The 25696-nt window shown below is 67.6% G+C and carries 24 protein-coding genes; 17 read left to right on the top strand and 7 right to left on the bottom strand.

Going from position 1 to position 25696, the window contains the following annotated elements:
• Positions 1-16 precede the first annotated feature (16 nt).
• From IM776_RS14870 to IM776_RS14860, 3 genes are read left to right on the top strand one after another with little or no spacing between them, the layout of a single operon-like run.
• Positions 17-769 carry a DeoR/GlpR family DNA-binding transcription regulator gene (locus IM776_RS14870; protein ID WP_194420910.1) on the top strand — a complete coding sequence of 251 codons (753 nt, stop codon included), beginning with the start codon at positions 17-19 and terminating at the stop codon, positions 767-769.
• Complete coding sequence (gene otnK / locus IM776_RS14865) at positions 766-2022, top strand: 3-oxo-tetronate kinase (RefSeq protein WP_194420909.1); 1257 nt, start codon at positions 766-768, stop codon at positions 2020-2022. Before IM776_RS14870 ends, otnK begins: the two co-directional genes overlap by 4 nt.
• Positions 2019-2618, top strand: a complete 600-nt coding sequence (locus tag IM776_RS14860) for a class II aldolase/adducin family protein (RefSeq protein ID WP_194420908.1) — start codon at positions 2019-2021, stop codon at positions 2616-2618. The genes otnK and IM776_RS14860 overlap by 4 nt, the downstream gene beginning before the upstream one ends.
• A gap of 7 nt (positions 2619-2625) precedes the next feature.
• Here the strand turns inward: IM776_RS14860 and IM776_RS14855 are convergent, their stop codons facing one another.
• The gene (locus IM776_RS14855; protein ID WP_228479793.1) at positions 2626-4149 is read right to left on the bottom strand and encodes an FAD-dependent oxidoreductase; all 1524 of its coding nucleotides are present in this window, start codon (positions 4147-4149) and stop codon (positions 2626-2628) included.
• Between the two features lie 238 nt (positions 4150-4387).
• Here IM776_RS14855 and IM776_RS14850 point away from each other — a divergent pair, with 238 nt between their 5' ends.
• The 3 genes from IM776_RS14850 (at position 4388) to IM776_RS14840 (ending at position 7814) form a co-directional block, all read left to right on the top strand.
• Complete coding sequence (locus IM776_RS14850) at positions 4388-5383, top strand: carbohydrate ABC transporter permease (protein ID WP_228479792.1); 996 nt, start codon at positions 4388-4390, stop codon at positions 5381-5383.
• Positions 5383-6336, top strand: coding sequence for a carbohydrate ABC transporter permease (locus tag IM776_RS14845; protein ID WP_194420906.1), 954 nt, complete (start codon positions 5383-5385; stop codon positions 6334-6336). Before IM776_RS14850 ends, IM776_RS14845 begins: the two co-directional genes overlap by 1 nt.
• Positions 6337-6446: 110 nt before the next feature.
• Complete coding sequence (locus IM776_RS14840; RefSeq protein ID WP_194420905.1) at positions 6447-7814, top strand: extracellular solute-binding protein; 1368 nt, start codon at positions 6447-6449, stop codon at positions 7812-7814.
• Positions 7815-7886: 72 nt separating this feature from the next.
• On the opposite strand, the gene IM776_RS14835 is transcribed toward IM776_RS14840, so the two are convergent.
• A complete protein-coding gene (locus tag IM776_RS14835) occupies positions 7887-9293 on the bottom strand; it encodes a GH1 family beta-glucosidase (RefSeq protein ID WP_194420904.1) in 1407 nt (468 codons plus the stop codon).
• Positions 9294-9432: 139 nt separating this feature from the next.
• Here IM776_RS14835 and IM776_RS14830 point away from each other — a divergent pair, with 139 nt between their 5' ends.
• The 4 genes from IM776_RS14830 to IM776_RS14815 all read left to right on the top strand — a co-directional run bounded on the left by IM776_RS14830 (position 9433) and on the right by IM776_RS14815 (position 13506).
• Entirely contained in the window at positions 9433-10401 is a 969-nt protein-coding gene (locus IM776_RS14830) for a tripartite tricarboxylate transporter substrate binding protein (protein WP_194420903.1), read from the top strand.
• A gap of 68 nt (positions 10402-10469) precedes the next feature.
• Positions 10470-10997 carry a tripartite tricarboxylate transporter TctB family protein gene (locus tag IM776_RS14825; RefSeq protein ID WP_194420902.1) on the top strand — a complete coding sequence of 176 codons (528 nt, stop codon included), beginning with the start codon at positions 10470-10472 and terminating at the stop codon, positions 10995-10997.
• Complete coding sequence (locus tag IM776_RS14820) at positions 10994-12640, top strand: tripartite tricarboxylate transporter permease (protein ID WP_194420901.1); 1647 nt, start codon at positions 10994-10996, stop codon at positions 12638-12640. Before IM776_RS14825 ends, IM776_RS14820 begins: the two co-directional genes overlap by 4 nt.
• Positions 12637-13506 carry a dihydrodipicolinate synthase family protein gene (locus IM776_RS14815; RefSeq protein ID WP_194420900.1) on the top strand — a complete coding sequence of 290 codons (870 nt, stop codon included), beginning with the start codon at positions 12637-12639 and terminating at the stop codon, positions 13504-13506. Before IM776_RS14820 ends, IM776_RS14815 begins: the two co-directional genes overlap by 4 nt.
• Positions 13507-13605: 99 nt before the next feature.
• On the opposite strand, the gene IM776_RS14810 is transcribed toward IM776_RS14815, so the two are convergent.
• Positions 13606-14577, bottom strand: coding sequence for a hypothetical protein (locus IM776_RS14810; RefSeq protein ID WP_228479791.1), 972 nt, complete (start codon positions 14575-14577; stop codon positions 13606-13608).
• A 114-nt stretch (positions 14578-14691) separates the two neighbouring features.
• Here IM776_RS14810 and IM776_RS14805 point away from each other — a divergent pair, with 114 nt between their 5' ends.
• From IM776_RS14805 to IM776_RS14785, 5 genes are all read left to right on the top strand, one after another.
• The gene (locus IM776_RS14805) at positions 14692-15843 is read left to right on the top strand and encodes a DUF4185 domain-containing protein (protein WP_194420899.1); all 1152 of its coding nucleotides are present in this window, start codon (positions 14692-14694) and stop codon (positions 15841-15843) included.
• 109 nt (positions 15844-15952) lie between these two features.
• Positions 15953-17317 carry an ABC transporter substrate-binding protein gene (locus tag IM776_RS14800; RefSeq protein ID WP_194420898.1) on the top strand — a complete coding sequence of 455 codons (1365 nt, stop codon included), beginning with the start codon at positions 15953-15955 and terminating at the stop codon, positions 17315-17317.
• 69 nt (positions 17318-17386) lie between these two features.
• Positions 17387-18313 (top strand): carbohydrate ABC transporter permease, encoded by a 927-nt coding sequence (locus IM776_RS14795; RefSeq protein ID WP_194420897.1) that lies wholly within the window; start codon positions 17387-17389, stop codon positions 18311-18313.
• A gap of 1 nt (position 18314) precedes the next feature.
• On the top strand, positions 18315-19211 hold the full coding sequence (locus IM776_RS14790) for a carbohydrate ABC transporter permease (RefSeq protein ID WP_194420896.1): 897 nt from the start codon (positions 18315-18317) through the stop codon (positions 19209-19211).
• A 2-nt stretch (positions 19212-19213) separates the two neighbouring features.
• A complete protein-coding gene (locus IM776_RS14785) occupies positions 19214-19801 on the top strand; it encodes a P-loop NTPase family protein (protein ID WP_194420895.1) in 588 nt (195 codons plus the stop codon).
• Between the two features lie 4 nt (positions 19802-19805).
• On the opposite strand, the gene IM776_RS14780 is transcribed toward IM776_RS14785, so the two are convergent.
• On the bottom strand, positions 19806-20831 hold the full coding sequence (locus IM776_RS14780; protein WP_194420894.1) for a lactonase family protein: 1026 nt from the start codon (positions 20829-20831) through the stop codon (positions 19806-19808).
• 49 nt (positions 20832-20880) lie between these two features.
• Between IM776_RS14780 and IM776_RS14775 the strand changes: the two genes are divergently transcribed.
• On the top strand, positions 20881-21369 hold the full coding sequence (locus IM776_RS14775) for a nucleotidyltransferase family protein (protein ID WP_194420893.1): 489 nt from the start codon (positions 20881-20883) through the stop codon (positions 21367-21369).
• A gap of 68 nt (positions 21370-21437) precedes the next feature.
• Here IM776_RS14775 and IM776_RS14770 read toward each other — a convergent pair whose 3' ends face one another.
• The 3 genes from IM776_RS14770 to IM776_RS14760 are packed head-to-tail and all read right to left on the bottom strand — an operon-like array spanning position 21438 to position 24527.
• A complete protein-coding gene (locus IM776_RS14770) occupies positions 21438-22181 on the bottom strand; it encodes an SDR family NAD(P)-dependent oxidoreductase (protein WP_194420892.1) in 744 nt (247 codons plus the stop codon).
• 29 nt (positions 22182-22210) lie between these two features.
• A complete protein-coding gene (locus tag IM776_RS14765; RefSeq protein ID WP_194420891.1) occupies positions 22211-23377 on the bottom strand; it encodes a DUF4185 domain-containing protein in 1167 nt (388 codons plus the stop codon).
• Positions 23378-23381: 4 nt separating this feature from the next.
• Complete coding sequence (locus IM776_RS14760) at positions 23382-24527, bottom strand: glycoside hydrolase family 172 protein (RefSeq protein ID WP_228479790.1); 1146 nt, start codon at positions 24525-24527, stop codon at positions 23382-23384.
• 144 nt (positions 24528-24671) lie between these two features.
• Between IM776_RS14760 and IM776_RS14755 the strand changes: the two genes are divergently transcribed.
• On the top strand, positions 24672-25652 hold the full coding sequence (locus tag IM776_RS14755) for a LacI family DNA-binding transcriptional regulator (protein WP_194420890.1): 981 nt from the start codon (positions 24672-24674) through the stop codon (positions 25650-25652).
• The last annotated feature ends 44 nt before the right edge of the window (positions 25653-25696 follow it).

The raw sequence follows: 25696 nt of genomic DNA, 5'->3' as shown, positions 1-25696 counted from the left end.
GTTACGGAAGGACCGCATGCGATACACGGATGCTCCGCAGCGGCGCGCGCACCTGGCACGCAGGATATCGGCGGACGGCTATCTCTCCTCGGCCGCCGCTGCGCAGGAACTCGGGGTCTCCGAGATGACGGTGCGACGCGATCTGCGCATGCTGGAGGAGGAGGGGGCGGTGCGCCGCGTCGCGGGAGGTGCGGCCATCGCCGGCGACGGCGTGCCGTTCGAGCGGCGTCACAGTGCGGGGGCGGCGCAGAAGCGGGCCATCGCCGTGCTCGCGGCGTCGGAGGCCGAGAGCGCGGACACGATCGCCCTGGATGCCGGCACCACGATCGCGGCCCTCGTCCCGCTTGTGGCATCGAGCACGATCGTCACGCATTCCCTGCCGGTGATCGAGGCGCTGACCCGAACCGGTTCCGCCGAGCTGATCGCGGCCGGCGGGCACTACCAGCCCGACACCCGCAGCTTCGCCGGCCCCCTCACCGAAGACGCGCTGCGGAGCGTGCGATGCGATGTCGCGTTCTTGTCCGCCACCGCGGCCGGTGCACACGGCCTGTGGGGGACCAACGCGCTGGATGCCGCGATCAAGCGGGTGCTGGCGCAGCAGTCGTCGCGGGTGGTGCTGCTCGCCGACGCCGCGAAACTCAGCCGGACGGCTCCGGTGCGCATCGCCGGCCTCGACATCGTCGATGTGCTCGTCACCGACAGCAGCACGGATGCCGCCGACCTCGCCCCGTTCGCGGATGCCGGCATCGAGATCAGGATCGCCGGATGACGATCGAACTGGGCGTCATCGCCGACGACATCACCGGAGCGTGCGACGTCGCGGCAGGCGTGAGCGCCGCCGGCCTCGATACCGAGATCCGTCTCGGGGCGCCGGCACCGGCCGAGGCACCAGAGGTGGAATGCGTCATCGTGGCGCTCAAGTCGCGCACGGCACCGGTTGCGGACGCCGTCGCGGAGAGCGTCGCCGCGGCACGGGCGCTCCGGATGTGGGGCGCGCGGCGGCTCTACCAGAAGTACTGTTCGACGTTCGATTCCACCGACGCCGGGAACATCGGCCCGATCGCCGATGCCCTGCTCGCCGAGATCTCATCCACGGCGGCCTCCGTCGGCACGCCGGCGACCCCGGCGGCGGAGCGCACCATGCATCGCGGACACCTCTTCGTCGGCGGGCGGCTCCTGTCGGAGTCGTCGCTCGCGCAGCATCCGCTCACGCCCATGCGCGATCCCGACCTCGTGCGCGTGCTCGGTCGGCAGACCCCGCACGACGTCGGCTCCGTCCCCATCGAGCGCGTGCACGAGGGGGTGCCGGCGATCATCGCCGAGATCGCCACGCTGCGCGCCCGCGACGTTCGGCACGTGCTCCTCGATGCCATCGAAGACGCCGACCTGGATGCCGCCGCTCTCGCCATCGCCGATGCGGAGGACCTGCTCCTGGGCGGGGCCGCCGGCCTCGCCGTCGCCATCGCCATCCGCCTGGGCAAGGGCGGCGCCCCTGCGCCGGCGCCGGCGCCGGCGGGGAGAGCGCTCATCCTCTCCGGCAGCGGATCGGAGCGCACGCGCGCGCAGGTCGCCGCCCATGAGGGGCCGGTTTTCACGATCGACGTCGACGCGCTCGCCACTGACGCGGACGCTGTCCTCGCCGGGATCGACGCGTTCCTCGGCGAGGCCGATGGAACTCCGCTGGTGACCGCGGCCGCCGAACCCGATGTCGTCCGCGGCGTTCAGAAGCGCTGGGGCCGCGAGCACGCCGCTGCGCTAGTCGAAGGCGCGCTCGCGCGCGCCGCCGTCCGCGCGGTGGAAGGGCACGGCATACGCCGCGTTCTCGTCGCCGGAGGGGAGACATCGGGCGCCGTCGCCGCGGCGCTCGGGGTCACGGCGCTTCGTGTTCGTCGAGTGGTCGCGCCGGGGGTGGCGTGGACCACGGCGACCGATCCGGCCGGTCGCGCGCTGGATCTGTGCTTCAAATCGGGGAACTTCGGCGGTCCGCGTCTGTTCGTGGACGCCTGGGAGGAGAGCTCATGAGCGCACAGCTGCTGGTCGACGCGTGCCGTGCGCTCGCCGCGTCCGGCCTGTCTCCCGGAAGCTCAGGCAACGCCAGCGTGCGCGAGGGCGATCGCATCCTCATCACGCCGACGGGATCTGCACTCGGTCGCGTCGGCGTCGGTGACATCGTGGTGCTCGAGATCGACGGCACCCATGTCGCCGGCCCCGCGCCGACGAAGGAGTGGGCGATGCATCTGGCCGCCTACCGGGCGCGGCCGACTGCGGGCGCGGTCGTGCACCTGCACTCCCGGGCGGCCACCGCCGTCTCGTGCCTGACGTCGGCCGACGACGGGGATCCGCTGCCGTTCTACACGCCCTATCGAATCCGGATGCTGGGGCACGTCGCGCTCGTCGGTTACTCCGCGCCCGGATCGGCAGAGCTCGCCGATGGCGTCGAGGCCGCGGCATCCGGCAGTCATTGCATGCTCCTGGCGAATCACGGCAGCCTCATCTGCGCTCCGAGCATCTCCCGCGCGGTCGATCTCTGCGAGGAGCTCGAGGCGGCGGCCGAGCTCACCCTCGCGCTGCGCGGCCACGATGCCACGAGGCTCGATCCGGCGACGGCGTGGGGTTGAACCGAGGTCAGGGAACCGACAGCACTGCGCCGGCGTCACGCAGCCGATCCTGCAGCGTGTGCACGTCGATGTCCTGCACCGGCTTCCCGCTTCGCGCAGCAAGGGCGGCCGCGGTCCCGGCCGCCTGACCCAGCATCTGATACTGCGGCTCCATCCGCAGGGATGAGAACGCGACGTGCGATGCCGAGACGCATACCGCGACGATGAGGTTCTCGCACTCCGCTCGGCTCGGCACGAGCGCGCTGTAGCCGATCCCGTAGATCGGCACCGGCACGGACAGGTATCCCTCTGTCACGACCATCGCGATGGGATCCGGATGCTCGTACACCCAGCGCCACGCACGCTGCACCTCCCGGATGTCGAGGTGGTACGAGCCGAGTGCGATGACATCGTGCGGGATGAGGCCGCCGCGCAGATCGCGCTCGGTGAGGATCGTGTCAGACCTCATCCGCCGAGCCTCCCGGACGTAGAGCTGATGCGGCATGTGGCCGGTGTCGGCGAACTCGTCGGCGGGCAGGCCCCATTCCTGCATTCCGCGGCGGACGCTGATCGGAACCGCCGGGTCGTTGGCTAGGAACCAGAGCAGGTCCTCGGCGTGATGCAGATGGTGCAGGCGGATCTCCTCGCGCCGGTCAGCCGTCGCCGACGGGTACTGCCAGGCGGAACCGTCGAGGACGCTGAGCGAGAACGGCCCGAGCGAGTTCCCGTCGGCCTTGCCGCCAGGAAGGTTCGGTTCGAGCCCGACGTACCTGCCGGCAGGATGCACATCGCCGCGCCGTTCGGCATCGGCGAAGATCCGGCGCCCCAGTTCCCACTGCGCATCGTCGTAGCCGTCCCGTTTCCGAAACGGAACGCGGTCGGGCGCCCGTGACAGGCACACTCGGTATCCGAACGACATGACCCCGCCGTCGCCGCTGCCCACCTCGGCCATCGGCTCCGGCTTGATCTGGGGCAGGAGCGCACCGGGCTCCCGGCCGCTCTCATCGTCGCGGAACGGCGAGATCCATGGCGGCGTCGCATGGCGGCCGGGGGCGACCTCCCTGCGACCGGCGAACAGTTCCCCATGCAGAGCGCGGTCCTCCCGCCCCACTGCGCAGGAGGCGCCGGCAGCGGCCAGCAGGTCGCCCTCGTAACCGGCGTCGATGAACACGGCAGCCGTGACGGCTGTGCCGTCATCGAACTCCGCTGAGACGATGCGGCGATCCCGCACTTCCGCCGCGCTCACGCGGGCGCCGAGCACCAGCGTGACGCCGGCGGCATCGAGCCAGCGCGTCAGGATCTCCTCGGCGACGTGCGGTTCCGGCCCCGCGTATCGACCGACCTGGACGCTGTAATGATCGGCGACGGCGGCCCGGAACTCGGCCGCCATACCACCGAGTGCGCGTACATCTCCGACGTCGGTGTAGCCGAGGCCTCCGCTGGTCATACCCCCGACGTGCCGGCCGGGCTCGAGTACGACGACGCGTGCACCCGCGCGCGCAGCCGCGACCGCCGCACACACTCCGGCCGCTGTCGCCGCATAGACAGCCACGTCCGCATCGATCACGGCCGGTCCCCGATCCGAGTCACACCCCAGCGCCGTGGCGCAAGCCCTCGCCGGAAGGCGGCGCAGATGCTTAGCATTGCGGCGTGTTGCACGGAGACCGGTTGCGGCGGGACGAGTTCGAGCCGTATAGTCACTGCCATGTGGTAACGATGCCACAATTCGACGGGAGAAGCGTCATGACAGACACGAATCGCGTGAACGCCTTCGCGCAAGAGGGTCCGAAATGAGCCTCAGGTCCGAGACGGAGACCCGGAATCTCGTCGTCGGAACCTCGGACGGCAAGCGCCGCAGACGCGGAGTCTTCCATCTGCCTGGGTCGAAGGTGAGCTACAACAAGCGCGAGGCGCTGGCCGGCTATCTCTTCATCACTCCGTGGATCATCGGCTTCCTCGTCTTCACCGCCGGAGCGATGATCTACAGCCTGTACATCTCGTTCAGCAACTACAACCTCGCCACCAACACCGCACGGCCCGTCGGATTCGACAACTACGCGGAACTCTTCGACGATCCCCGCGTCGGCGTCTCCCTCGCGAACACGCTGTTCTACGTCGTGATGGCCGTGCCGCTGGAGATCATCTTCGCGTTGATCCTCGCGATGCTGCTGGCCCGCGTCGGCCGCGGCGCCGGCGTATTCCGCACGCTGTACTACCTTCCGAAGATGACGCCTGCCGTGGCGACGGCGTCAGTATTCTTCCTGCTGCTCAACGGTAACTCGGGGGCGATCAACCAGTTCCTGCGGCTGTTCGGGATCGAGGGGCCCCAGTGGCTCGTCGACCCGGCCTGGGTCAAGCCGAGCATCGTGATCATGACGATGTGGACCGTGGCCGGCACCATGGTGATCTTCCTGGCCGCTCTCAAGAACGTCCCCACCGAGCTGTACGAGGTCGCGTCGCTCGATGGCGCAGGGGCGATCCGCAAGTTCTTCTCGATCACGCTGCCGATGATCTCGGGTGCGATGTTCTTCAACGTCATCGTGCTGTCGATCGCGGCCTTCCAGATCTTCGATCAGGCCTACATCATCTTCTGGCGAGATCAGAGCAACTCCTCGCCGGAGGCGTCGCTGTTCTACGCGATCTATCTGTTCCAGCAGGCATTCCGTCAGTTCAACTTCGGCTTCGCCGCTGCGATGGCCTGGCTGCTCTTCGTGATCATCATGATCATCACGGTGATCCAGGTGAAGTTCGGAAACCGATTCGTCTACTACGAGGGAGATCGCTGATGTCGGCGCCACTGCAACAGGCTCCTCCGCCCACGGCACCGGGTGGCGGTTTGGAGACCATGGCGGTCACCGTTCCGAAGCGCTCGCGCTGGCGCCGCAACATCGCTCAGCCCAAGAGCTTCGCTGCGCGCGTGGTCCTCGCCGTCGTCCTGGTCCTGTTCGCGCTGCTCTTCCTGTACCCGTTCGCGTGGCTGCTGGCGGCGAGTTTCAAGCCGCGCGGAGAGGTCTTCGACAACTCGCTGATCCCGAAGACCTTCGTTCCGGAGAACTACGTCGAGGTGTGGAACCAGCTGCCGCTGATGAGCTGGATGTGGAACAGCATCGCCATCGCCCTGCTGGCGGCTGGAGCCGTCGCGATCTCGAGTTCGATCGTGGCGTTCGGGTTCGCGTACTTCAAGTTCCCGGGGCGCGGCCTGCTGTTCGGACTGGTGCTGGCGACCATGATGCTCCCCGGCGCTGTGACGATGATCCCGATCTACCTGATCTGGAAGGAGACCGGACTGCTGGGCACGTGGGTGCCCCTGTGGGGTATGAACCTGTTCGGGTCGGCGTTCTACATCTTCCTTCAGCGGCAGTTCTTCCTCGGGCTCCCGAAGGAGCTCTTCGAAGCGGCGCGTCTCGACGGCGCCAGCTACTGGGGGTTGTTCTGGCGCATTGCGATGCCGCTGTCGATCCCGTCGTTCGTCATCGTCTTCCTGTTCGAATTCCAGGCCAGCTGGAACAACCTCCAGGCCGCCCTCATCTATCTGAACGCGGGTTCGGTCGACCAGTTCACGGCGCCCTTGGGCATCGCCTACGCGATGACCAAGTACAGTCCCACGGCCGGCGGGCATGGCGACTATCAGTACGTGATGGTGGCATCGCTCATCATCACGCTCCCGATGCTCATCCTGTTCGCCTTCGGTCAGCGGTACTTCATCGAGGGCGTGGCGACGCAGGGCCGCAAGGGATAGCGCCGGCACAAGATCACAGAGCAGCAACACAGCAGGCAGCACCATTGCGTCACCGCAACAGGCAGATCAGGCGGACGCGATGGGGCCGCCCCAATCGAAAGGGAAAGAAGATGCGCAAGCGCATTCTGGGAATCGCCGCGATGGCTGCGGCATCCGTTGTCATCCTCACGAGCTGCAGCGGCGGGGGGAGCGGCGAGGATCCCGGCGGCGACGTCGACTACAGCGCCGACGCCACCGGCACGCTGAAAGCATGGGGGTTCGAGAACGCCGACGACGTCGGCACTTCGCGGATGGATCATGCGGCCGAGCAGCTGAGCGATGTCGAGATCGATCTCGACGCCACGGCGTTCGACGCGCAGAAGTTCACGACTCGCATCGCCAGTGGAGACGTGCCCGATGTCGTCCAGATGGATCGCCGGTACGTCACGACCTACGCGGCGCAGGGCCTCATCATGCCGCTCGATGCCTGTTTCGAGGCCCAGGACGTGTCGCCGCGTGATCACTGGTACCCGTTCGTCGTGGACGATGTCACCTATGACGATGAGATCTGGGCGGTGCCGCAGTTCTATCAGCCGCCGGCGATCATCGTGAACAAGACCGTGCTCGATGAGGCCGGTGTGACGCCCGACCAGATCGACACGTCGGACCCGGAGGGGCTGATCGACGCGATCGGCAAGATCTACCAGGAGTCCGGGGGCGTTCCATCCCGGCTCGGGTTCGATCCGGTCCCGACAGGACAGTCGGGTCTGTGGATCCTCGGTATGGGAGGTCAGCTGAACGACGCCGACGGCGCCCCGACGCTCGACGATCCGAGCAACATAGCCGGAATCGAGATCCTCAAGCAGATCACCGATGCGCAGGGCGGCTTCGCCGCGGTCAAGAGCTTCACCGACTCGTTCGACACCTTCGGCGACAACAACCAGTACGTCGCCGGTCAGGTGGGCGCTCAGGTCAACGCGCAGTGGTACCCGAACGTGCTCGGACCGTACGCCGACCAGATCGACATCGAGGCGGTGCCCTTCCGTGACGCGAACGGCGACCCGTTCTCGGTCGCATCCGGAACCTCTTTCGTGATTCCTGTGGGTGCTGAGAACCCGGCGGCGGCCTGTGCCTGGATGATCAACCTCACCTCCGATGACGCGTGGATGGCTGCAGGTGAAGCCCGCGCCACGACGCTGACGCAGAACGGCGGGCTCAACACCGGGTTGTTCACCGGTTCGCCGGCTTCCGACCAGGCGATTCGCGACCAGTTCGTGGTCGAGACCGGCAACGCCGGCTTCGATCAGGTGATCTCGACGTTCTACGAGGTCGTCGATTACGGCCAGTCGTTCGGATCGTCGCCCGCGGGCCAGGAGATCCAGAACGAGCTGAACAACGCCGTCACCGCCGCGCTGCTCGGAGACAAGACGCCGGAGCAGGCGCTTGCCGACGCGCAGGGCGCGGCGATGCGGGCGTACGAGAACGCGACAGCCGGCTGACGCACCGGCATCGCTGGGGACGGCAGGGGGTGAGTCGACTTCGGTCGGCTCACCCCCTGCCGCGTATCACGCTCAGCCGAACGCTCCCATGCTGTCGACCTGCGGTGGCCGCGCGTCATCGCCGTCGATGCATCCGCCGGCACGGACGATCTCGGCGTAGTGCAGAGCGCTGTCCTTGACGACGCGCTCTCCGGTGCGGAAGTCGACGTATACGAGGCCGAACCGCGGTCGGTAGCCGAGCGCCCACTCGAAGTTGTCGAGCAGCGACCAGTGCGTGTAGCCCACCAGCGGCGCACCGCCGGCGATCGCCTCGGCCATCGCCGAGATGTGCGATCGGAGGTAGCGGGTTCTGCGGACATCATGGATCGCGCCGTCATGGGTCGGGGAGTCGCCGTACACGGCGCCGTTCTCGGTGACCATGAGGGGGATGCCGGGATACTCCCGGTGCAGGCGGAGCAGCAGGTCGCGAAAGGCGTCCGGCACGATCTCTGTGCTCTCATCCGTGCGGTCGACCTCGCCGGTCGACCCGACGACCTGCCATGGGAACGGGCGGTCGGCGCCGGCCGGGGCTGCGGACATGACGCGATGCGTGTAGAAGTTGACGCCGAGGAAATCGCTTCGCCCCGCGATGGCGTCCTCGTCCCCGTCGCGGATGATCTCGTCGAGCGGGCCGCCGATGGCCCGCTCCCAATGGGCTCGCATGTCCGCGGGATAGCCATGGCGCAGCAGCGGGTCGAGGAACCACCGGTTGACGTAGCCGTCAGAGCCCCACGCCGCCTCTGCGTCGGCGGCGCTGTCGGTGGCGGGCACGCACGGCAGGAGATTCAGCGCCACTCCGATCCGGCCCTTCGTGGAGGATCGCATCGCGTCGGCCGCCCTGCCGTGCGCGAGGAGCAGGTGGTGTCCAGCGGCCGCGGAACCACGAAGGTCGCGGATGCCAGGCGCATGGAGTCCCAGCTGATAGCCGAGGAGCTGGATGATCCACGGTTCGTTCTGGGTGATCCACCAGTCGACGCGATCTCCGAGTCGTTCGGATGCGGCGACCGCGTACTCGACGAACGCATCGACGCTGTCACGCCCGATCCATCCGCCATGCGTCATCAGCGCCGCCGGCATGTCCCAGTGGTTCAGCGTCACCACCGGCTCGATCTCCCGACGCCGGAGTTCGTCGATGACGCGCTCGTAGTGGTCGAGGGCGCGCTCGTTGACGCGACCGCGCCCGTCGGGCATGATCCGCGACCAGGCCAGCGAGAATCGGTAGGCGCGCATGCCGAGGTCGGACAAGATGTCCAGATCCTCTTCCCACCGACGATAGGAGTCGCACGCGATGCGAGCATCGCCGCCGCCTTGGACACTGCCCGGCAGCTCGGCGAACGAATCCCAGACCGAGCGGCCCCTCCCGTCGGCATCGAGCGATCCTTCGATCTGGTACGCGCTGGTGGCGGCGCCCCAGAGAAAATCAGGAGGAAAGTCGGCCATGACAAGAAGTCTGCCCGATGTGTGGGATCGATGCCAGCCTCGCAGACCGGGACAGGTCCGAACCCTCGTTGACTGTTAACAGTTAACGCGATATGCTCGCCGAGTCGACAACACGGTCGACCCATTTAGAGGAGCAAAGATGCCCCGCAAGCGCATCACTCGGGCGGCAGCCGCACTCGCCGCTCTCACAGCGACCGCTCTCATCGTCTCCGGATGCACGAAGGTCGAAGAGGGCGGCGACGCCGCATCGTCCTTCCCCGAGAAGGACATCCGCCTGATCATCCAGGCCAACCCCGGAGGCGGCTCGGACCTGTCCTCCCGCGCGCTGGCCACCGAGCTCGAGGGCATCCTCGACGTCAGCGTCATCCCGGAGAACATGCCCGGCGCGGCCGGCGCCCTGGCGATGGAGTACGTCGCCGAGCAGGACCCGGACGGCTACGTCATCGGGTTCGGACCGGTCGAGATCGCCATGCTCAACACCACGCAGGATGCCGATGTCCTCCCCGAGAACTACGACATGCTCGGCCAGATCATGCTCGCCCCGGGCGTCATCACCGTTTCCGCATCCAGCGACATCCAGACTCTCGAGGACCTCGTCGCGCAGTCCAAGACCGCCCCGATCACGATCGCCAACTCCGGTGCCGGCTCGATCTGGGAAGCGGCGAGCATCGCCCTCGGCGCCGAGACCGGCGGAGAGGTGACGCCCGTTCCCTACGACGGCGGAGCCCCCGCCGTCGCCGCTGCGGCATCGGGCGAGACCGTCGCCGCGGTCTCCGGGCTCGGCGAGGCGCTCTCTCAGGGCAGTGCGGTCCGCATCCTCGCCGTCATGAACGACGAGCGCCACCCCGACGCCCCCGACGTCCCCACGGTCGAAGAGGCCATCGGCGCCGAGGTCGTCTTCGGCGGCTGGGGCGGCATCTACGCACCCGCCGGGCTCCCGGACGACGTGCACGCCACGCTCGAGGCAGCGATCAAGGAAGCCGTCGAGTCCGACAGCTATCAGAAGTTCCAGGAGGACGCCGGAAACCTCGTGGTCTACCGGGACTCCGCGGAGTTCACGACCTTCGTCGAGGACCAGTTCGACCTGTTCCAGGAACTGCTGGGCTGAGGCAGGTGGGGTCGGGCTCGCCCGGCCCCACCTCCCACCCCGGCATCCGACCACGTCCAAGGAAGCACATGTCGACTTCAGAAGTCGCCGAGAGCGACGAGTACCAGGGCGCGACGCCGTCGCGTCCCCTCGAGATCGCGTTCGCGCTCGTCGCGCTCGCGGTGACGGCCGGATACCTGGCGCTCTCGACCCAGATCGAATTGCGGCGCGAGGCGGCTCCCGGCCAGATCGACGCCCGATTCTGGCCGATGCTGCTCGGTGTGACGGGCGTCGTCGTCGCGATCGCGATCCTCGTCATCGCGATCACACGACCCGCCCCTGGGCGCGAGGACATCGAGCGCATCCAGTCCGGTGGCGTGCTCCGCGTGGTCGTCACACTCCTGATCTCCGGCGCCTTCATCGCGATCTGGTCGCTCGGCTCGATCATCCTGTTCGGCTACCGCATCGAGGTGTTCCCGATCGCGACGGCTCTGCTCATGGCCGCGCTGATGCTCGTGTACGGGCACCGCCGATGGCTGAGCCTCATCATCTACACGGTGTCCGTGACGGCCTTCGTCTACGTCGTGTTCGGCATGCTCCTGAGGATCCCGCTATGACCCCGCTGCTGGAGGGGCTCAACTCGCTCCTCGACATCTCGATCCTGCTCTACATGGGCGTGGGCCTCGTGCTCGGCTTCATGGTCGGCGCGTTCCCCGGCATCACCGCCACCATGGCCGTCGCCCTGGCGGCCGGCTTCACCATGACGCTCGAGCCCGTCCAGGGGCTCGCCGTTCTGCTCACGATCTACGTCGCCGCGAACTTCGGCGACCGGGTGCCCTCGATCCTGATCAACACGCCGGGCACCCCGGCATCCATCGCCACCACTCTCGACGGCTATCCGATGGCCAAGCAGGGCAGGGCGGGGCTCGCCCTCACGATCTCGGCGATCGTGTCGGCCGTCGGCATCCTCGCCTCCCTGGTGCTCTTCTCCGTCGCCGCCGTGCCGATCGCCAGCTTCGCCCGTGACTACTTCAAGTCGCCCGAGCTGTTCGCCCTCGTCGTGTTCGGCATCGCGATCATGATCGGCATCTCGTCGAAGTCGATGCTCAAGGGCATCCTCGCCGGGCTCTTCGGCCTCATGCTCGGAACCGTCGGCACCTACGCCGCCACGGCGGACAAGCGCTTCACGTTCGGCGTCCTCGAGCTCGTCGAAGGCGTGAACTTCATCGCCGTGATCATCGGGCTGTTCGGCATCGCTGAGCTGTTCGACCAGCTGCTCACGCATCGCAAGAGCAATGTGCGACCCATCTCCAGTCTCGGCCGCTGGTGGCCGAACAGGTCCGAACTCAAGCAGAGCGGCCGCGCGACGGCCGTCGGCGGAGCGGTCGGGCTCGGCGTCGGGCTCATCCCGGCGGCCGGCGGCGACATCGCCGGCCTCATCGGCTGGGAGCGTGCACGCAAGGTCTCCAAGACCCCGGAGGCGTTCGGCAAGGGCTCGGTCGAAGGTGTCGCGGCATCCGACACGGCATCCAGCGCCACCCTCGGCGGATCGCTCACCACGACCATGGCGCTCGGTATCCCGGGCGACTCCGTCATGGCCGTCATGATCGGCTCGATGATCATCTGGGGCATCACCCCGGGCCCGACGCTGTTCACCGAGCGCCCCGACCTCGTCGTCTCGATCGTCGGCATCATGCTCGTCGCCACCCTGCTCTCGCTCGGGCTCAGCCTCGTGCGCATGAAGGGCATGGTGAAGCTGCTCGATGTGCCGCAGCCCTACCTGTGGAGCGGCATCCTGATCTTCTGCATCATCGGGACGTACGCCACCTCGAACAGCCTCTCGACCGTCATCACGATGCTCGTCTTCGGCGTCGTCGGCGTGCTGCTCAAGCGCATGCAGGTGCCGGCGGGACCCGTCGTGCTCGGTCTGCTGCTCGGCCCGCTCGCCGAGGAGAACCTGGCCCGCACCCTCGCGATCCTGCCGTCGCGGCCGTTCTTCGAGGTCGTCAGCCCGATCGCGATCGTGCTGCTCGCACTCGCCGTCCTCTCGATCGTGATGCCCGCGATCCGCGCCGCGCGCAAGCCCCGTGCCGAGCGTGCGTCGTTCGCCGATTCGGTGCTCGACACCGAGAGCCTCACGCAGATCTCGAACGCGCACGACGAGCTCGCCGCGAACCCTGACCTGCTCACCTCGACGGTGCGCAGCACGCCCGCGGCGAAGATCCGCCGCTCCCGCAAGAACTCCAAGGAGAAGAAGTGACCCGTTACGACATCCTCACCGCGATTCCCACCGCGTTCCACCGCGACGGGAGCCTCGACGTCGAAGGGTCGCGTGCGATCTTCCGTTTCGTGGGGCAGTCGGGCAACGAGGGTGCGTTCGTGCTCGGCACGACGGGCGAGTTCGCATCGGTGGACGCCGGTGAATTCACCTCGCTGGTCGAAGCGGCCCTCGCGGAGCTCGCAGGCACGATGCGCGTGATCGTGCACGTCGGCCAGCCCAGCGCGTTCGAGGCGGTGCGGCTGACGCGAATCGCCCGCGACCTCGGCGCGACCGAGTTCGCCGCGCTCACCCCGTACTACCTGCCGTCGACGGATGACGCGATCTTCGACTACTTCCAGGCCGTGTCGGATGCGGTCGGCGACGGGCGCCTGTACGTGTACATCTACCCCGCGCGCAGCGGCAACCCGGTCTCGCCTGAGCTCCTGGTGCGGCTGGCCGAGCTGCCGAACATCGTCGGCGCGAAGATCAGCGAGCTCTCGCTGGACGACATCGCCGCGTACCGCGCCGCCGTCCCCGCCGATTTCGAGCTGTACACCGGTGCCGACCGCGACCTGATCGCCGCCGTCGAGGTGGGCGCCCAGGGCGTCGTCTCCGGTGTCTCGTCTGTCACGCCCAAGCCCTTCCGCGCGCTGGCGGATGCCGGTCGCTCCGGTGACTCGGCAGCCATCGCCGCCGCGCAGGCCGACGTCGACGACGTCGTCTCGCTCGTCGGGGGAGACATGGCGCGCATGAAGGAGGCCTACCGGGTGCTCGGCGTCACGGATGCGCACTGCCGCATGGCGATCGCCGAGCCGACGGATGCCGAGCGCGAGGCTGTCGCGCAGGTGGTGGCGCGGCACCGCTGAGGGTGCGCCCCCGCGAGACGGGGTTTGCCGCATGAGACGGGCGCTTTGTGCCGCCGTCTGGTGCAGCAAACCCCGTTTCGTCGTCCACGGCAACGGTGTTCAGTCCAGCGGCTCGACCGAGAAGCGGAACGCCGCACCCTGGCGGAACGGCTCGAGGATCTCGAAGTTCTCGTAGGCCGGGCCGCCGGGGATCGGCGAGGCGCTCGCCCAGTACGACCAGCGCGCGTTGACCAGCACCTCGAGATCGGGATGCGGGTCGTCCACCCGCCAGGCCTGCACGGCGCGGCGGCCGAGGAAGTGCCAGTGCTTCGCCGTGTCGTCGGAGTAGACGACAGAGCCCGGATCGTCCTCGTCGCCGGTGGCGCTGACGATCGCGGCATCCCCGTCGCGGGTGAGATCCGCTAGGGCGAGCCGGCCGTGCTCGGTGAACCCGGTGCCGGAGTGATCCGGCCACAGCTCCGCCGCCTCGACGACCCGGTCGGCCAGGTGCAGCCGGCGAAGACGCGCCCAGTTGCCCATCGTGGCGGTGAGCACCAGATTCGACAGGGGAACGGAGACGTCGTTCGCGAACCCTGCGACCTCCACCTCGTGCGGCCGGTCGGCGCGGAACCGCACGCGAACCCGCACGTCCGCACCGTTGTCGAACCGCTCGACGCCGATCCACACGGTGAGGCGCTCGACGCCGTCGACCTCGTCGACGACACCTCGCGACGGGGCGAGCGGGTCTCGCGGCGCGAGGTCGTCGGGGGCATCCGTCGACCAGAAGCGCTTGCCGTTGTCACCGGGGTCCAGTGAGCTGGGCTCAAGCTCGGAGTAGCCGCGCTCGGTCGTGCCGACCGGGATCGGCTCGACGGCGATGAAGTTCACCAGCCTCTCCCGCGGGTGGTCGAGGTAGTGCGTGAAGATCCGCAGCAGACCGCGCGGGCCGGGGATCGGATGGATGCCGAGCTGCAGGCCGTCGGCATGACCCCAGCGCGGTTCGGTCGGAGCATCCGCGGCGGGACGCAGCCAGATGCCCTCGACGGAAGCGGGTGTGGCGGCGGCGAATCTCTCGGCCCAGTCGGTGCGCAACGGAGTAGTCCTTTCGGGGGATGTGCGGGGTGTGGCGACGTCGGATCGGTGTGAGAAATCAACGTAGTCGGTTGAAATCGATTTCGCTAGAGTGGGCTCCGATCGAGGAGGATCATGTCCCGTGAACGCCGTATGCTCACCCGCTGGACCGCCGTCGTGGCATCCGCGGTTCTGTCCCTTTCGCTCGCAGCCTGCTCCGGCGGTGGCGCCGTGAGCGTCGATCCCGATCCGGACAAGCCATTCGTGCTCGAAGGCGTCTCGGAGGTCACCGAGATCGCGCAGCTCACCGGGCCCGACGCGATGAACGACACCGCCTCGGTGTCGGTCGCGGGCACCGATCTCGGATCGATGGTGAACGTCGGCGACAGGACGTTCTTCCTGTTCGGCGACACCTTCGGCGAGCGTGATCCGGAGTTGATCGGCGGGCAGGGCGGCTTCTGGCGCTCCAACGTGTCGGCGTGGACGACCGACGACGATCCGGCCGACGGCATCACTTTCGACGGCTGGGTCTCCGACGATGTCGGCCTCGCCGCAGCCCTGATCGAGGGCGACCACGATGCGAACGAGGCCGGCGGCGAGGTCACCAAGATCCCCACCTACGGCTTCGCGATCGGCGAGACGATCTACGTGTCGTACATGTCGGTGCGCCACTGGGGCGAGCCCGGCGCCTGGGACGCGAACCACTCGGCGCTCATCGTCTCGCGGGACGGCGGCGAATCCTGGGATCCGGTCGAGGGTGTCCAGTGGCCCGGCGACTCGAACTTCATCCAGGTCGCCACCGCTCAGGTCACCGAGAGCGGCCAGGACTACATCTACCTCTGGTCGATCCCCGCCGGCAGGTTCGGCGGGGTCCAGCTGATGCGCGTGCCGGCCGACGAGGCATCCGTCGAAGACCAGAGCGCGTACTCGTACTTCGCCGGCGTCGACGGCCAGACACCGCGGTGGAGCGCCGACATGGCGGATGCCGAGACCGTCGTCGACGGCACGATCGGCGAGCTCTCCGTGATGTGGTCGACCTACCTCGATCGCTGGCTGATGACCTACTCGGATGCCGGCAACGCGTACATCCGTGAGGGCATCACGCCGTGGGGTCCGTGGGGCGACCCGGCCGAGCTCGTGTCGGCCGGCGACTATCCGGGTCTGTACTCGCCGTACATGAACCCGCGATACGTCTCGGAGGACGGCCGGACGGTGTATTTCACGCTGTCGCTCTGGGGTCCCTACAACGTGTTCTGGTTCTCGGCGCACCTGGAGCACACGTCCTGACGAACGAAGCGCTTGCGCATGAAATCGATTTCGTCTAGCGTGACGCGTACGGCACAGTTGCCGCACACAGCCCCGACTCGAGGACGAGTCGTGTTCCTGAGGAGAAACCATGAGAATCACACGCACACGTCGTGCCGTGATCGCCGCAGTGGGTGCGGTGACGGTCGGCACGCTCGCCCTCTCCGGCTGCGGGTCGAGCACGCCGGGAGAATCGGCGGACAACGGCGACGAGTCCGGCGTCACCACCATCCAGTTCTGGCACCGCACCTTCACCCCTGTGGAGAACGAGTGGTACGAGAACATCGTCAAGGAGTTCAACGAGTCGCAGGACGAGATCAAGGTCGTCGACACCGAGGTTCCCGCCGACGCGTGGGACCAGAAGATGAAGGCTGCGCAGGCCGCGGGCAAGGCACCCGACGTCTACACCCACCCGGGCAGCATCCAGGATGCCGTCAACGCCGGGCAGCTGCATGAGCTCGACGGGATCGTCCCCGCCGACGCCCTCGAGGAGATCATCGACGCCGCCAAGCCGGTGTCCGAGATCGACGGCACCTATTACGCGTACCCGCTGCTGCTCGAGCCCCAGGCCGTGCTGTTCTGGAACAAGGACCTGCTCGACGCCGCCGGCGTCGACTCCGAGAACGGCCCGGAGACCTGGGAGGAGCTGATGGCGGCCTGCGAGAAGATCCAGCCCACCCTCGCCAGCGGCCAGTACTGCATCTCGCCCGCGCAGGATGCCGCGACCTTCGCGTGGTCCTCGGTCGGACAGCAGTACAACTTCGCGGGTCACACCGCCCTCACCGACGACTGGACCGCACCGAACATCGACGACGACGGCTATCGCGCGATGATGGAGCAGTACAAGGCGCTGTGGGACAACGGCTACATGCCCAAGCAGCCGCTCGCCGCGTACGTCGAGGGCAAGGACTTCGGCGAGCAGAAGGTCGCCTTCAAGGTCTCGGGTTCGTGGATGATGTCGGAGATCGGCTCGGACTACCCCGACCTGCTCGGCTCCACCGGAATCGGAGCATTCCCGAACGCCGAGGGATCCGACGACCGCACCGCCACGACGCTCGGCAACTTCAAGTGGGTCATCGACGCCAAGACCGCGAACGCGGAAGCGGCAGGTGAGTTCCTCAGCTGGGCGATCGCCGGCGACCCGGAGAACGTCGTGCCGTTCTTCGTGAACACGCAGTTCACGAAGGTGCCCGTCCGTCAGTCGGTGCAGGATGCCGTGGCCGACGACGACGCGGCTGCCGACGCTCCTTGGTCGGACGTCATCGTCAACGAGATCGCTCCGACGGCGATCCCCGAGCCCACCTACCCCTGGGACGTCTCGCTCGCGGTGGGAACCGCATTCGAGTCGGTCATGAAGGGCGCAGCATCCGCGGATGACGCGATCAAGACCGCGAACAACGCGATCCAGACCGTGATCGACCGCGACGGCCTGGCCGAGAAGGCACCGAAGAACTGACCGCGCACGGTTCGGGGGCCGGGATGATCCCGGCCCCCGAACCGTGACGCACCGAACGACGAGGTGGACATGGCCAGTCAAGCTGTGCAAGAGCGCCGGATGATCCGGCAGAGGCAGAACCGGCATCGATTCCGGGACGACAAGATCGCGTACTGGTTCCTGTTGCCGGTCGTAGGGCTCCTGGGGATCTTCGTGATCTGGCCGGCGATCTACGCGGGCTACCTGTCGTTCCAGAACTGGAGCTTCTACAAGGATCCCGAGTTCGTCGGCTGGAAGAACTTCATCGACGTGATGTCCGACCCGCTGTTCTGGGCGTCGGTCGGCCGAGGCTTCGTGTTCGTCGCGATGACGGTGCCGCCCATGCTGGTCCTGGCGTTCCTGTTCGCCAGCCTCGTGGTCAGCGTCGGCAAGCGGTTCGCCGGCATCCTCAAGGTCAGCATCTACATCCCGACGATCATCTCCGCGGTGATCACGTCGATCATCTTCGTGCTGATCTACGACTACTCAGGCGGTCTGCTCAACTGGTTCCTCGCGCTGTTCGGCATCGACCCGATCGCGTGGATCGGTGACCCCGCCTGGGCGCTGCTCGCCATCGCCGTCCCGGCGATCTGGCTGGGCATGGGCCTGACCTCGCTGATCATGGTGGCCGCGATGGTGGACATCCCGCAGGAGTTCTACGAGGCGGCGGCGATGGAGGGCGCGAACTGGTGGCAGAAGACCGCCTTCATCACCCTTCCGCAGATGAAGAATATCCTCCTGTACCTGCTGATCACCGGCTTCGTGGCCGCGATCCAGCAGTTCGAGCTGCCTCTCGTCATGACCAACGGCGGGCCGCTGGATTCGACCATGCTGCCGAACCTGTTCATCTTCAATCACTTCCGCAACGACATCAACGTCGGCTACTCGATCGCCGCGGCGCTGCTGATGTTCGTCGTGCTGGGCACGGTTTCGGCCGTGGTCTTCAGATTCGTCAACTCGGAGAGGCTGGTGGACTGAGATGGCTGTGATCCAGGACACGACGACCCGCATCGTTCTCGCGGGCAAGGAGCCCAAGCGCAAGCCGCTGCCGCGCACACCGGGATCGTGGCTGGTGCTCATCGGCAAGCTGATCGCCGGTCTGATCTTCCTCATCGCCGCGCTCTTCCCGCTGGCGTGGATGGTGATCGCCGGCTTCAAATCGAAGACCGAGGTCATCCAGACCCCGTTCCAGTTCTTCCCCGAGGTGTGGAGGTGGGAGAACTACGTCCAGATCCTTTCGGACCCCACGTTCACGCTCACCATGGGGTGGACGTTCATGGGCGCCGTGCTGTTCACGCTCCTCAGCCTCACGGTGAACTCGCTGGCCGCCTACGCGTTCGCGCGACTGGAGTTCCGGTTCAAGCGGACCATCTGGACGATCGTCATCACCACGATGTTCATCCCGGCCATGACGATCCTGCTGACGAGCTTCATCGTGGTGACGAAGCTGTCGATGCTCGACACCCTCGCGGTCCTGGTGCTCCCGGGTGCCGCGAGCGCGGCCACGGTGTTCTTCATCCGCCAGTTCTACCTGAACATCCCGGCGAGCCTCGAAGAGGCGGCGATGCTGGACGGCTGCGGACGATTCGCGATCTTCGTGCGGGTCTTCCTGCCGCTGTCGAAGCCGCCGTTCGTCGTGATGGGCATCACCGCATTCCTGGCCTACTGGAACTCGTATGTCTGGCCGATCCTGACGATCACGAGCCCTGAGCGCTTCGTCGTGCAGCAGTATCTCGCCACGTTCCGCTCCGAGCGTTCGACCGAGCTGGGACTCCTGATGGCGGGATCGGTGCTCGCGGCTGCGCCCGTGGTCATCCTGTTCCTCATCTTCCAGCGCCAGATCATCGGCAACATCAAGATGGCAGGGCTCAAGTAGGAATGCTCCTCTCGGTCACCGGAGCGAGCGGGGTCGGAAAATCGACCGTGCTCGCGGCGCTGGAGGAGTCGGATCACGGGCCGGACGTGACGTGTGTCGAGTTCGATTCGATCGGCGTTCCGGACGGTGCCGACACCGCGTGGCGGCATGGTGCGATCGAGCACTGGGTCCGGTTCGCGATCGAAGAGCAGGATGCCGGGCGGCATGTCTTGCTCGCAGGTCAGGTGCCGCCGGGTGAGCTGCTCGCCGCGCCTTCGGCCGATCGGCTCGACGCCATCGCGGTGTGCGTTCTGCATTCCTCGCCCGAGGTGCAGGAGGCGCGCCTGATCGGCCGGGGTGAGCCGGCCGATTCCCTCGTGCATCATCTGCGATTCGGAGCCTGGTTCCATCGTCACGCGAAGGATCCCGCCTTCCAGCCGGAGGTCATCCGCGTCGACAGTTCAGTGCCGATGAGATGGGATCGGTGGGCGGAACTTCAGGCCGGTGACGCGCGCTGGCCGGTGACCATCATCGACACCGACGACCTGTCGCCGGGAGAGGTCGTCGGTCGAGTGCAGGTCTGGGCGGTCGAACAGCTGCAGCGGCGGTGACGGCTCAGACGAAGCGGACCCAGTTCGCGCCCTGGCCGGTCTCGGCGCGCTGAAGGAGCTCGAGCTCGTCGTCTTGCACGGCGTAGAGCGAGACGGTCGTCGACCTCTCGCCCGCGGCGACGAGGTAGGCGCCATCGGGGCTGATGGCGAATCCGCGCGGCTGGGTCTCCGTGGCAGTGAAGCGCTGCGGCGGCGAGACCGAGCCGTCTTCGGTCACAGAGACGGCGCCCAGCGTGCTCTCGGTGCGCTCCGAGCTCCACAGCCGGCCGCCCGCGCCGAAGTGCAGGTCCGCACCCCAGATGTAGTGGTTCGCGAGCGGGTCCGCGCCGAACACGCTGTGACCCAGGTCCTTGGCCGTGTCGTAGGCGGTGGCCGCTCCGCGCAGCGTGAGTTCGCCGGTGGTCGTGTCGCGGCCGTAGTGCAGCACCTCGCCGGAGAACTCGGTCAGCACGTACACGGCGTCCTGCGCGTCATTCAGCACGAGATGCCGTGGTCCGCTTCCCGCCGGTGCAGCCACCGTCTCGGGCGCCAGCGGCTCGAGCCGCAGATCGTCGGTCAGTGCGTACTGTGCCACGAGGTCGGCCCCGAGCGAGACGAAGTAGGCGAAGCGGCCGTCGGCGCTGGGCAGGACCGAGTGAAGGTTCGGGAACTCGATCCTCGACACGGGCGCGCCCACGACGCCGCCTGCGATCGGGCAGCTGATGCCGTAGCCGCCCCCATACGACGCGCCGAGCAGACCGGCGCCGCTCCGCGCGAGCGCGAGGTAGTTCATGCCGCCGTCCGGCAGGTCGAGGCGTGACTCCTGCGTGAGTCGGCCGCTCTCGCGATCGAGCGAGAGAGTCAGGATGCCGGCGGGCTCGCCCTTCACGCCGGCATAGACCAGGTCGCGCGGGACGTCCACGGCGAAGGTCGAGCATCCCGGCAGTCCGTCGGTGACGGCCAGGCGCTCGAGCCGTCCGTCCCCGAGCCGGAAGGTGCTGATGGCGCCGTCGCCCGCGTTGGCGACCAGGACGAGCGGAGAGTCGGTCATGCCTCGATCGTAAGCCAGACGCGGGAACCCGGGTGATAGCATCTGCTATATGGATATGCGAACGCGATTGGCTGAGGAGATCAGCAGCGAAGCGGCGCGAGCAGACGCACTGCAGCGCCAGTCTCGCGACCTGCTGCTCGATGCCACGCACCGCGCCGCGTCCGCAGGGCTGTCCCAGCGCGAGATCGCGCAGATCGTGCGCCGAAGTCAGCCCGAGGTGTCGCGGTTGTTGCGTCAGAAGCCACCGGGACCGTTGGCACTGCGCGTCGCGCAGCAGCGCGAGAAGATGATCGACTTGCTCGCGAAATACGACGTCACCGATGCCCGCATCTTCGGGAGCGTCGCGAGACGAACAGAGACACCGGAATCCGACGTCGACATGCTCGTCGAGACTCCGCGTGCGTTGGGTCTCGGAGCGCTGTCGAGGCTCGAACGCGAGTTGTCCGCTGTTCTTGACGCGCACGTCGACGTCGTGCCGGTGCGGGGGTTGCCCGAGTACGCGCGTGAACGAGCGCTCGCCGAGGCGGTACCGCTGTGAGCCGCACGTTGCACGAACTCCTCACCGAAGCCGTCGCGCATCTCGACGCTATGCACGGGGGCGATTGGTCACCAGACGGTGTATCCGCCGTCGGCGATGACGTCGGAGCCGGTCATCAGGCTCGACGCCTCCGAGGCGAGGAACAGGATGATCGACGCGACCTCGTCTGGCGTTCCCAGGCGGCCCGTGGGTGTTCTCTCACGCCACACTTCGCCGAGCTCGGGCTCGCGCTCGAGCAGCGCAGCCGTCAGATCCGTGGCGATGTAGCCGGGGGAGACCGAGTTCACGCGCACACCGCGATCCGCCCATTCCCCGGCCAGGGTCTTGGTGAGGTGCATCACACCGGCCTTGGACGCGTTGTAGCTCACCTGCTTCTGCGGGAAATTGCTCACCGTCCCGCTCATCGATGCGATGTTGACGATTGCGCCGCGACCGGCGGCGAGCATGTGCCTGCCGAAGGCCTGGCACACGTGGAAGGTGCCGGAGAGGTTGACGTCGATCACGCGTGTCCAGTCCTCTGCCGACATGTCCTCCGCGCTCGCCGAGCGCACGATACCCGCGGCGTTCAGCACCACATCGGGAGCGCCGAGTCGTGCGGTCAGCTTGTCAGCCGCGGATGCCACGGCACCGGCATCCGTCACGTCGACCTCGATGAACTCCGCATCGACGTCCGCGTCGCCCGCCAGATCGAGCACGACCACCCGGGCGCCCTGGCCGATGAACCGGCGCACCGTCGCGAGCCCGATGCCTCGCCCGCCGCCGGTGACGACGACGAGTTTGCCGTCGAGGTCGGGATAGACCGCTTCTGTCATGTCCTCATTCCTTTCGTCAGCGGGCGGTCTCAGCCCAGGGTCAGCTCGCGCAGGCCGAACCAGTACGACGTCGTCCCCGCCGGTGCGCACGGGCAGACGTTGGACTGCACCCACATCGTCTTCTCATCCTCCGAGACGAACTTCGATGGGATCGTCGTGCCGTACCCGCCGATGCGCTCGGCATCCCACGGGTACTCGCCGAAGTCCTCCGAGAGGAACAGCGTCCACGGACCCCATGGGGTCGGCGATTCGTAGAACTCGAAGGTGAACTCCGTCCACGACGTGTACAGATAGCGATCACGCTTCGGCAGGTAGGTCACCCCGCCCTGCGAGATGACGCTCAGGTCGTGCACGCCGACGGTCTGACCCGCATCGTCGTCGTTGTTCCCTTCGCCGGGATGCTGTCGTCGCTCATCGATAAGGACCGGGCGCTTCGACGCGATATCGTCCGTCCACGTGGCATCCGCATCGCCCGGCTCGCCGGCGTAGAACTCCCACGTCTCGGCATCCTGCACCGACTCGACCGGGACGCGCGCGAGGAACAGTTCCGTCGGGTCCGGCACGGCATCCGAGAAGGAATCGCGCCAATTCCCGTCGAGCCCGTACGCGTACGCGTAGCCGGGATCGGGCGCGGATGCCGCATCCTGACCGTAGTCGGCGAACCAGATCGTCGTGAACACGCCGTCGTCGAACATCGGTGCCGTCTGATCCCACATCCAGGTCTCGCCGTGGTCATCGCTGCGCGCGATCGTGGCCGCGGGGGCGGCGTTGAAGTCCAACGCGAGATCCTGCACGGCGAGGTAGATGCTGCCGCCGATGCACAGCATTCCGGTCGGCTTGCGCGAGAAGCCCTCGCCCGACCACACCTGGCCCAGCTCGTCGCCGAGCGCGAGCGCCTCGCCGGTCAGGTCATCGGATGCCGGGGTGCCGCTCACCCGGTTCATCACGATGTCGCTGAACTCGTTGCCGAATCCTGCGCCGTCGCCGTTGGCGGTGTACAGCGCGTCGTCCTCCGACCAGCAGCTGGGCCACAGGTCGCCATCGGAGATGCCGATGGCGGTCGGCTTGTCCGCGACGATCGCCGAGAACGCCGCGTCGGGCATCGGCGCGGGCATCCCGTCCGGCGCCGGCGACGAGCATCCGGTCGCCACGAGCACCAGTGCGGCGAGCCCGGCCGAAGCGACGGCGCGGCGCACGGCGTCAGTCCTGGGGCGCCCGCGGTGGCGTCGCGCCGATGTCCGGAACCGGAGCGGTGCTCAAGTGCACCTCCATGTCGTCGGCCGTCGGCGTCTTCGGGCGGCGTGCCGTCGGGCGGTCGAGGTAGAACACCGCGGTCGAGGCGATGTCGTCGCGCAGCGGCAGGTAGCGCCATCCGCTTCGCCAGCCGAGCGCCTGGATGTCGACCTTCGGGATGCCGGAGCTGAAGTGAATGGGGTCCAGCAGATGCCAGCGGTACATGCCGAACCGCTGCTGCGAGACGTACAGGCCGTCGGGCTTGATCACCTGCGGCATCCCGAGGTACGGGGTGGAGAACTCGGTGTACCCCTGGCCGGGGATGTCGAAGTTCCAGGCGCCGCCGAAGTAATCCTCGGTTCCGGTGCCGGCGATCGTCGGGTAATCGGTGTCGTCGTCGAGATAGAACTTGATCTCGCCCTCGCCCCACCAGCCGTTCGAGTTCACACCCCACGCGATGTAGGTGCCGACGTACTGCCCCTGGCCCTCGATGCCCTCGAGGATCGTGTGCGGTGTCTTGTCCTCGAGGGGATTCGAGCGGCGCCACTGCGCGTGGAAGTAGGCGTCGTTCGAGTAGTCGCCGCCGATCTCGTAGGTGACCTGGTAGTAAACGCGGACGTCGACGACCGAGGTGTTCTCGATCGTCAGGCGTGCGCCGTCGCGGAACGGCATCGGCCAGTAGGAGTTGAACCCGCCGTGCGGGTTGGCGGCGATGGTCTGCGAGTTCACCTGCGAGAAGACGCCCCAGCCGTTGCAGAAGAAGTCGCCGTACGGCACCTCGACGGCGGGCTCCTCCGCGCCGTCCCAGTATGCGCGCAACAGCAGCGTGCGCCAGTTGTCGGTGTGAGTGGTGATCCAGATGTGCGTGATCTTGCCCGCGCCCTGGATGTCTGCCAGCTCGAAGGTCTCTCCGGCCTTGATGTCGACGCTGGGCGAGATCTTCCAGCCCGGCCCGAGATCGCGGGCGCAGGAGGCGCCCGTCCCCTCGGTGGCGCGACCGCCGCCCCCGACGGAGCCGTCGAAGTTCTCCGGCGAGATCGATCGGGTCTGCACGGAGCGCAGTGCGGCGATCGATGCGAGATCAGAGGGTGCGGATGTCATCTCTTCGTTCACGTCCTTGTGTGTCTGGCCGGCGGGAAGGCGCCGGGCATCGCGGTGTCCCAAATGTAATCGATTTCAGACTCGAGCGCCAGGGCGCCCTCGGGCACGATACTGTTTCATCACGACCGGGCAACCGGAAGATGCAGTGAGGTGCACATGTCCACGATCTACGACGTCGCGGAGCTGGCCGGAGTCTCGCCGGCCACTGTCTCGCGCGTCTTCAACGGCACCAGCGTGTCCAACGAGAAGGTCGCCGCGGTCCGCGACGCCGCGAAGCAGCTGAACTTCACGCCCAACCGCGCCGCGCGCACACTCCGTACGCAGAGCTCCGAGGTCATCGCCCTCGTGATCCCCGACATCGAGAACCCGTACTTCACCGAGATGGCGCGCGGCGTCGAGGACGTCGCCTCCAAGGCCGGCTACTCCGTGGTCCTGTGCAACTCGGATGCCCAGGTCGACAAGGAGTCGACATACCTGCAGATCGCGATCGCCGAGCACATGTCCGGCGTCATCATCGCGACCTCCTCCGAGCTCTCGAACCTCGATCAGATCATCTCGACCGGACGGCCCGTCGTCGCCGTCGACCGCCACACCGCGTACGACGTCGACGGCGTCGTGATGGCGAACCGTGCCGCGGGAACCTCGGCGACGAAGGACCTCATCCGCGCCGGTTACCGCCGCATCGCGTACATCGGGGGTCCGGCCCACATCGACACCGCCGCCGAGCGCGCCGCCGGATGGCAGGATGCCATCACCGCGGACGGCCGCGACACCGACCCCGACCTGCTGCGCTTCTCGACCTTCCGGGTGGACGGCGGCCGCGCTGCCATGGAGGAGCTGCTCGCACTGCCCGAGCCGCCGGATGCCGTCGTCGCCGGAAACAACCTCATCGGCGTCGGGGCGATCCAGGTGCTCACCGAGCACGGACTCACCCCTCCCGCCGTCGGCGTCGCGGTCATCGGATCGCTGCCGTTCACGACGCTCTCGCCGAGTGCGGTGACCGTGGTGCGGTTGCCGGCCCGACACATGGGCGTCACCGCGGCGAACATGCTGCTCGAGCGCATTCGCGGAGACCAGCAGCCCGCGCGCACGGTCGTGCTGCGCAACGAACTGCAGTCCGCCAGCATCCTGCGCTGAGTCGCCGCCCCGCCGAGCCCGCGCCGCGGCTCGCACCGGAGGTG

Origin of the sequence: Microbacterium abyssi, from assembly GCF_015277895.1 — a bacterium.
GTDB lineage: Bacteria > Actinomycetota > Actinomycetes > Actinomycetales > Microbacteriaceae > Microbacterium > Microbacterium abyssi.
This window is presented reverse-complemented; position numbering and strand designations above follow the sequence as displayed.

Coding starts and splice junctions, on each gene's coding strand:
- IM776_RS14850 (WP_228479792.1), top strand. CDS start 4,388: ATGAGCCTCAGGTCCGAGACGGAGACCCGGAATCTCGTCGTCGGAACC.
- IM776_RS14830 (WP_194420903.1), top strand. CDS start 9,433: ATGCCCCGCAAGCGCATCACTCGGGCGGCAGCCGCACTCGCCGCTCTC.
- IM776_RS14790 (WP_194420896.1), top strand. CDS start 18,315: ATGGCTGTGATCCAGGACACGACGACCCGCATCGTTCTCGCGGGCAAG.
- IM776_RS14835 (WP_194420904.1), bottom strand. CDS start 9,293: ATGGCCGACTTTCCTCCTGATTTTCTCTGGGGCGCCGCCACCAGCGCG.
- IM776_RS14860 (WP_194420908.1), top strand. CDS start 2,019: ATGAGCGCACAGCTGCTGGTCGACGCGTGCCGTGCGCTCGCCGCGTCC.
- IM776_RS14785 (WP_194420895.1), top strand. CDS start 19,214: ATGCTCCTCTCGGTCACCGGAGCGAGCGGGGTCGGAAAATCGACCGTG.
- IM776_RS14805 (WP_194420899.1), top strand. CDS start 14,692: ATGTCCCGTGAACGCCGTATGCTCACCCGCTGGACCGCCGTCGTGGCA.
- IM776_RS14840 (WP_194420905.1), top strand. CDS start 6,447: ATGCGCAAGCGCATTCTGGGAATCGCCGCGATGGCTGCGGCATCCGTT.
- IM776_RS14870 (WP_194420910.1), top strand. CDS start 17: ATGCGATACACGGATGCTCCGCAGCGGCGCGCGCACCTGGCACGCAGG.
- IM776_RS14845 (WP_194420906.1), top strand. CDS start 5,383: ATGTCGGCGCCACTGCAACAGGCTCCTCCGCCCACGGCACCGGGTGGC.
- IM776_RS14800 (WP_194420898.1), top strand. CDS start 15,953: ATGAGAATCACACGCACACGTCGTGCCGTGATCGCCGCAGTGGGTGCG.
- IM776_RS14780 (WP_194420894.1), bottom strand. CDS start 20,831: ATGACCGACTCTCCGCTCGTCCTGGTCGCCAACGCGGGCGACGGCGCC.
- otnK (WP_194420909.1), top strand. CDS start 766: ATGACGATCGAACTGGGCGTCATCGCCGACGACATCACCGGAGCGTGC.
- IM776_RS14770 (WP_194420892.1), bottom strand. CDS start 22,181: ATGACAGAAGCGGTCTATCCCGACCTCGACGGCAAACTCGTCGTCGTC.
- IM776_RS14755 (WP_194420890.1), top strand. CDS start 24,672: ATGTCCACGATCTACGACGTCGCGGAGCTGGCCGGAGTCTCGCCGGCC.
- IM776_RS14795 (WP_194420897.1), top strand. CDS start 17,387: ATGGCCAGTCAAGCTGTGCAAGAGCGCCGGATGATCCGGCAGAGGCAG.
- IM776_RS14825 (WP_194420902.1), top strand. CDS start 10,470: ATGTCGACTTCAGAAGTCGCCGAGAGCGACGAGTACCAGGGCGCGACG.
- IM776_RS14820 (WP_194420901.1), top strand. CDS start 10,994: ATGACCCCGCTGCTGGAGGGGCTCAACTCGCTCCTCGACATCTCGATC.
- IM776_RS14775 (WP_194420893.1), top strand. CDS start 20,881: ATGGATATGCGAACGCGATTGGCTGAGGAGATCAGCAGCGAAGCGGCG.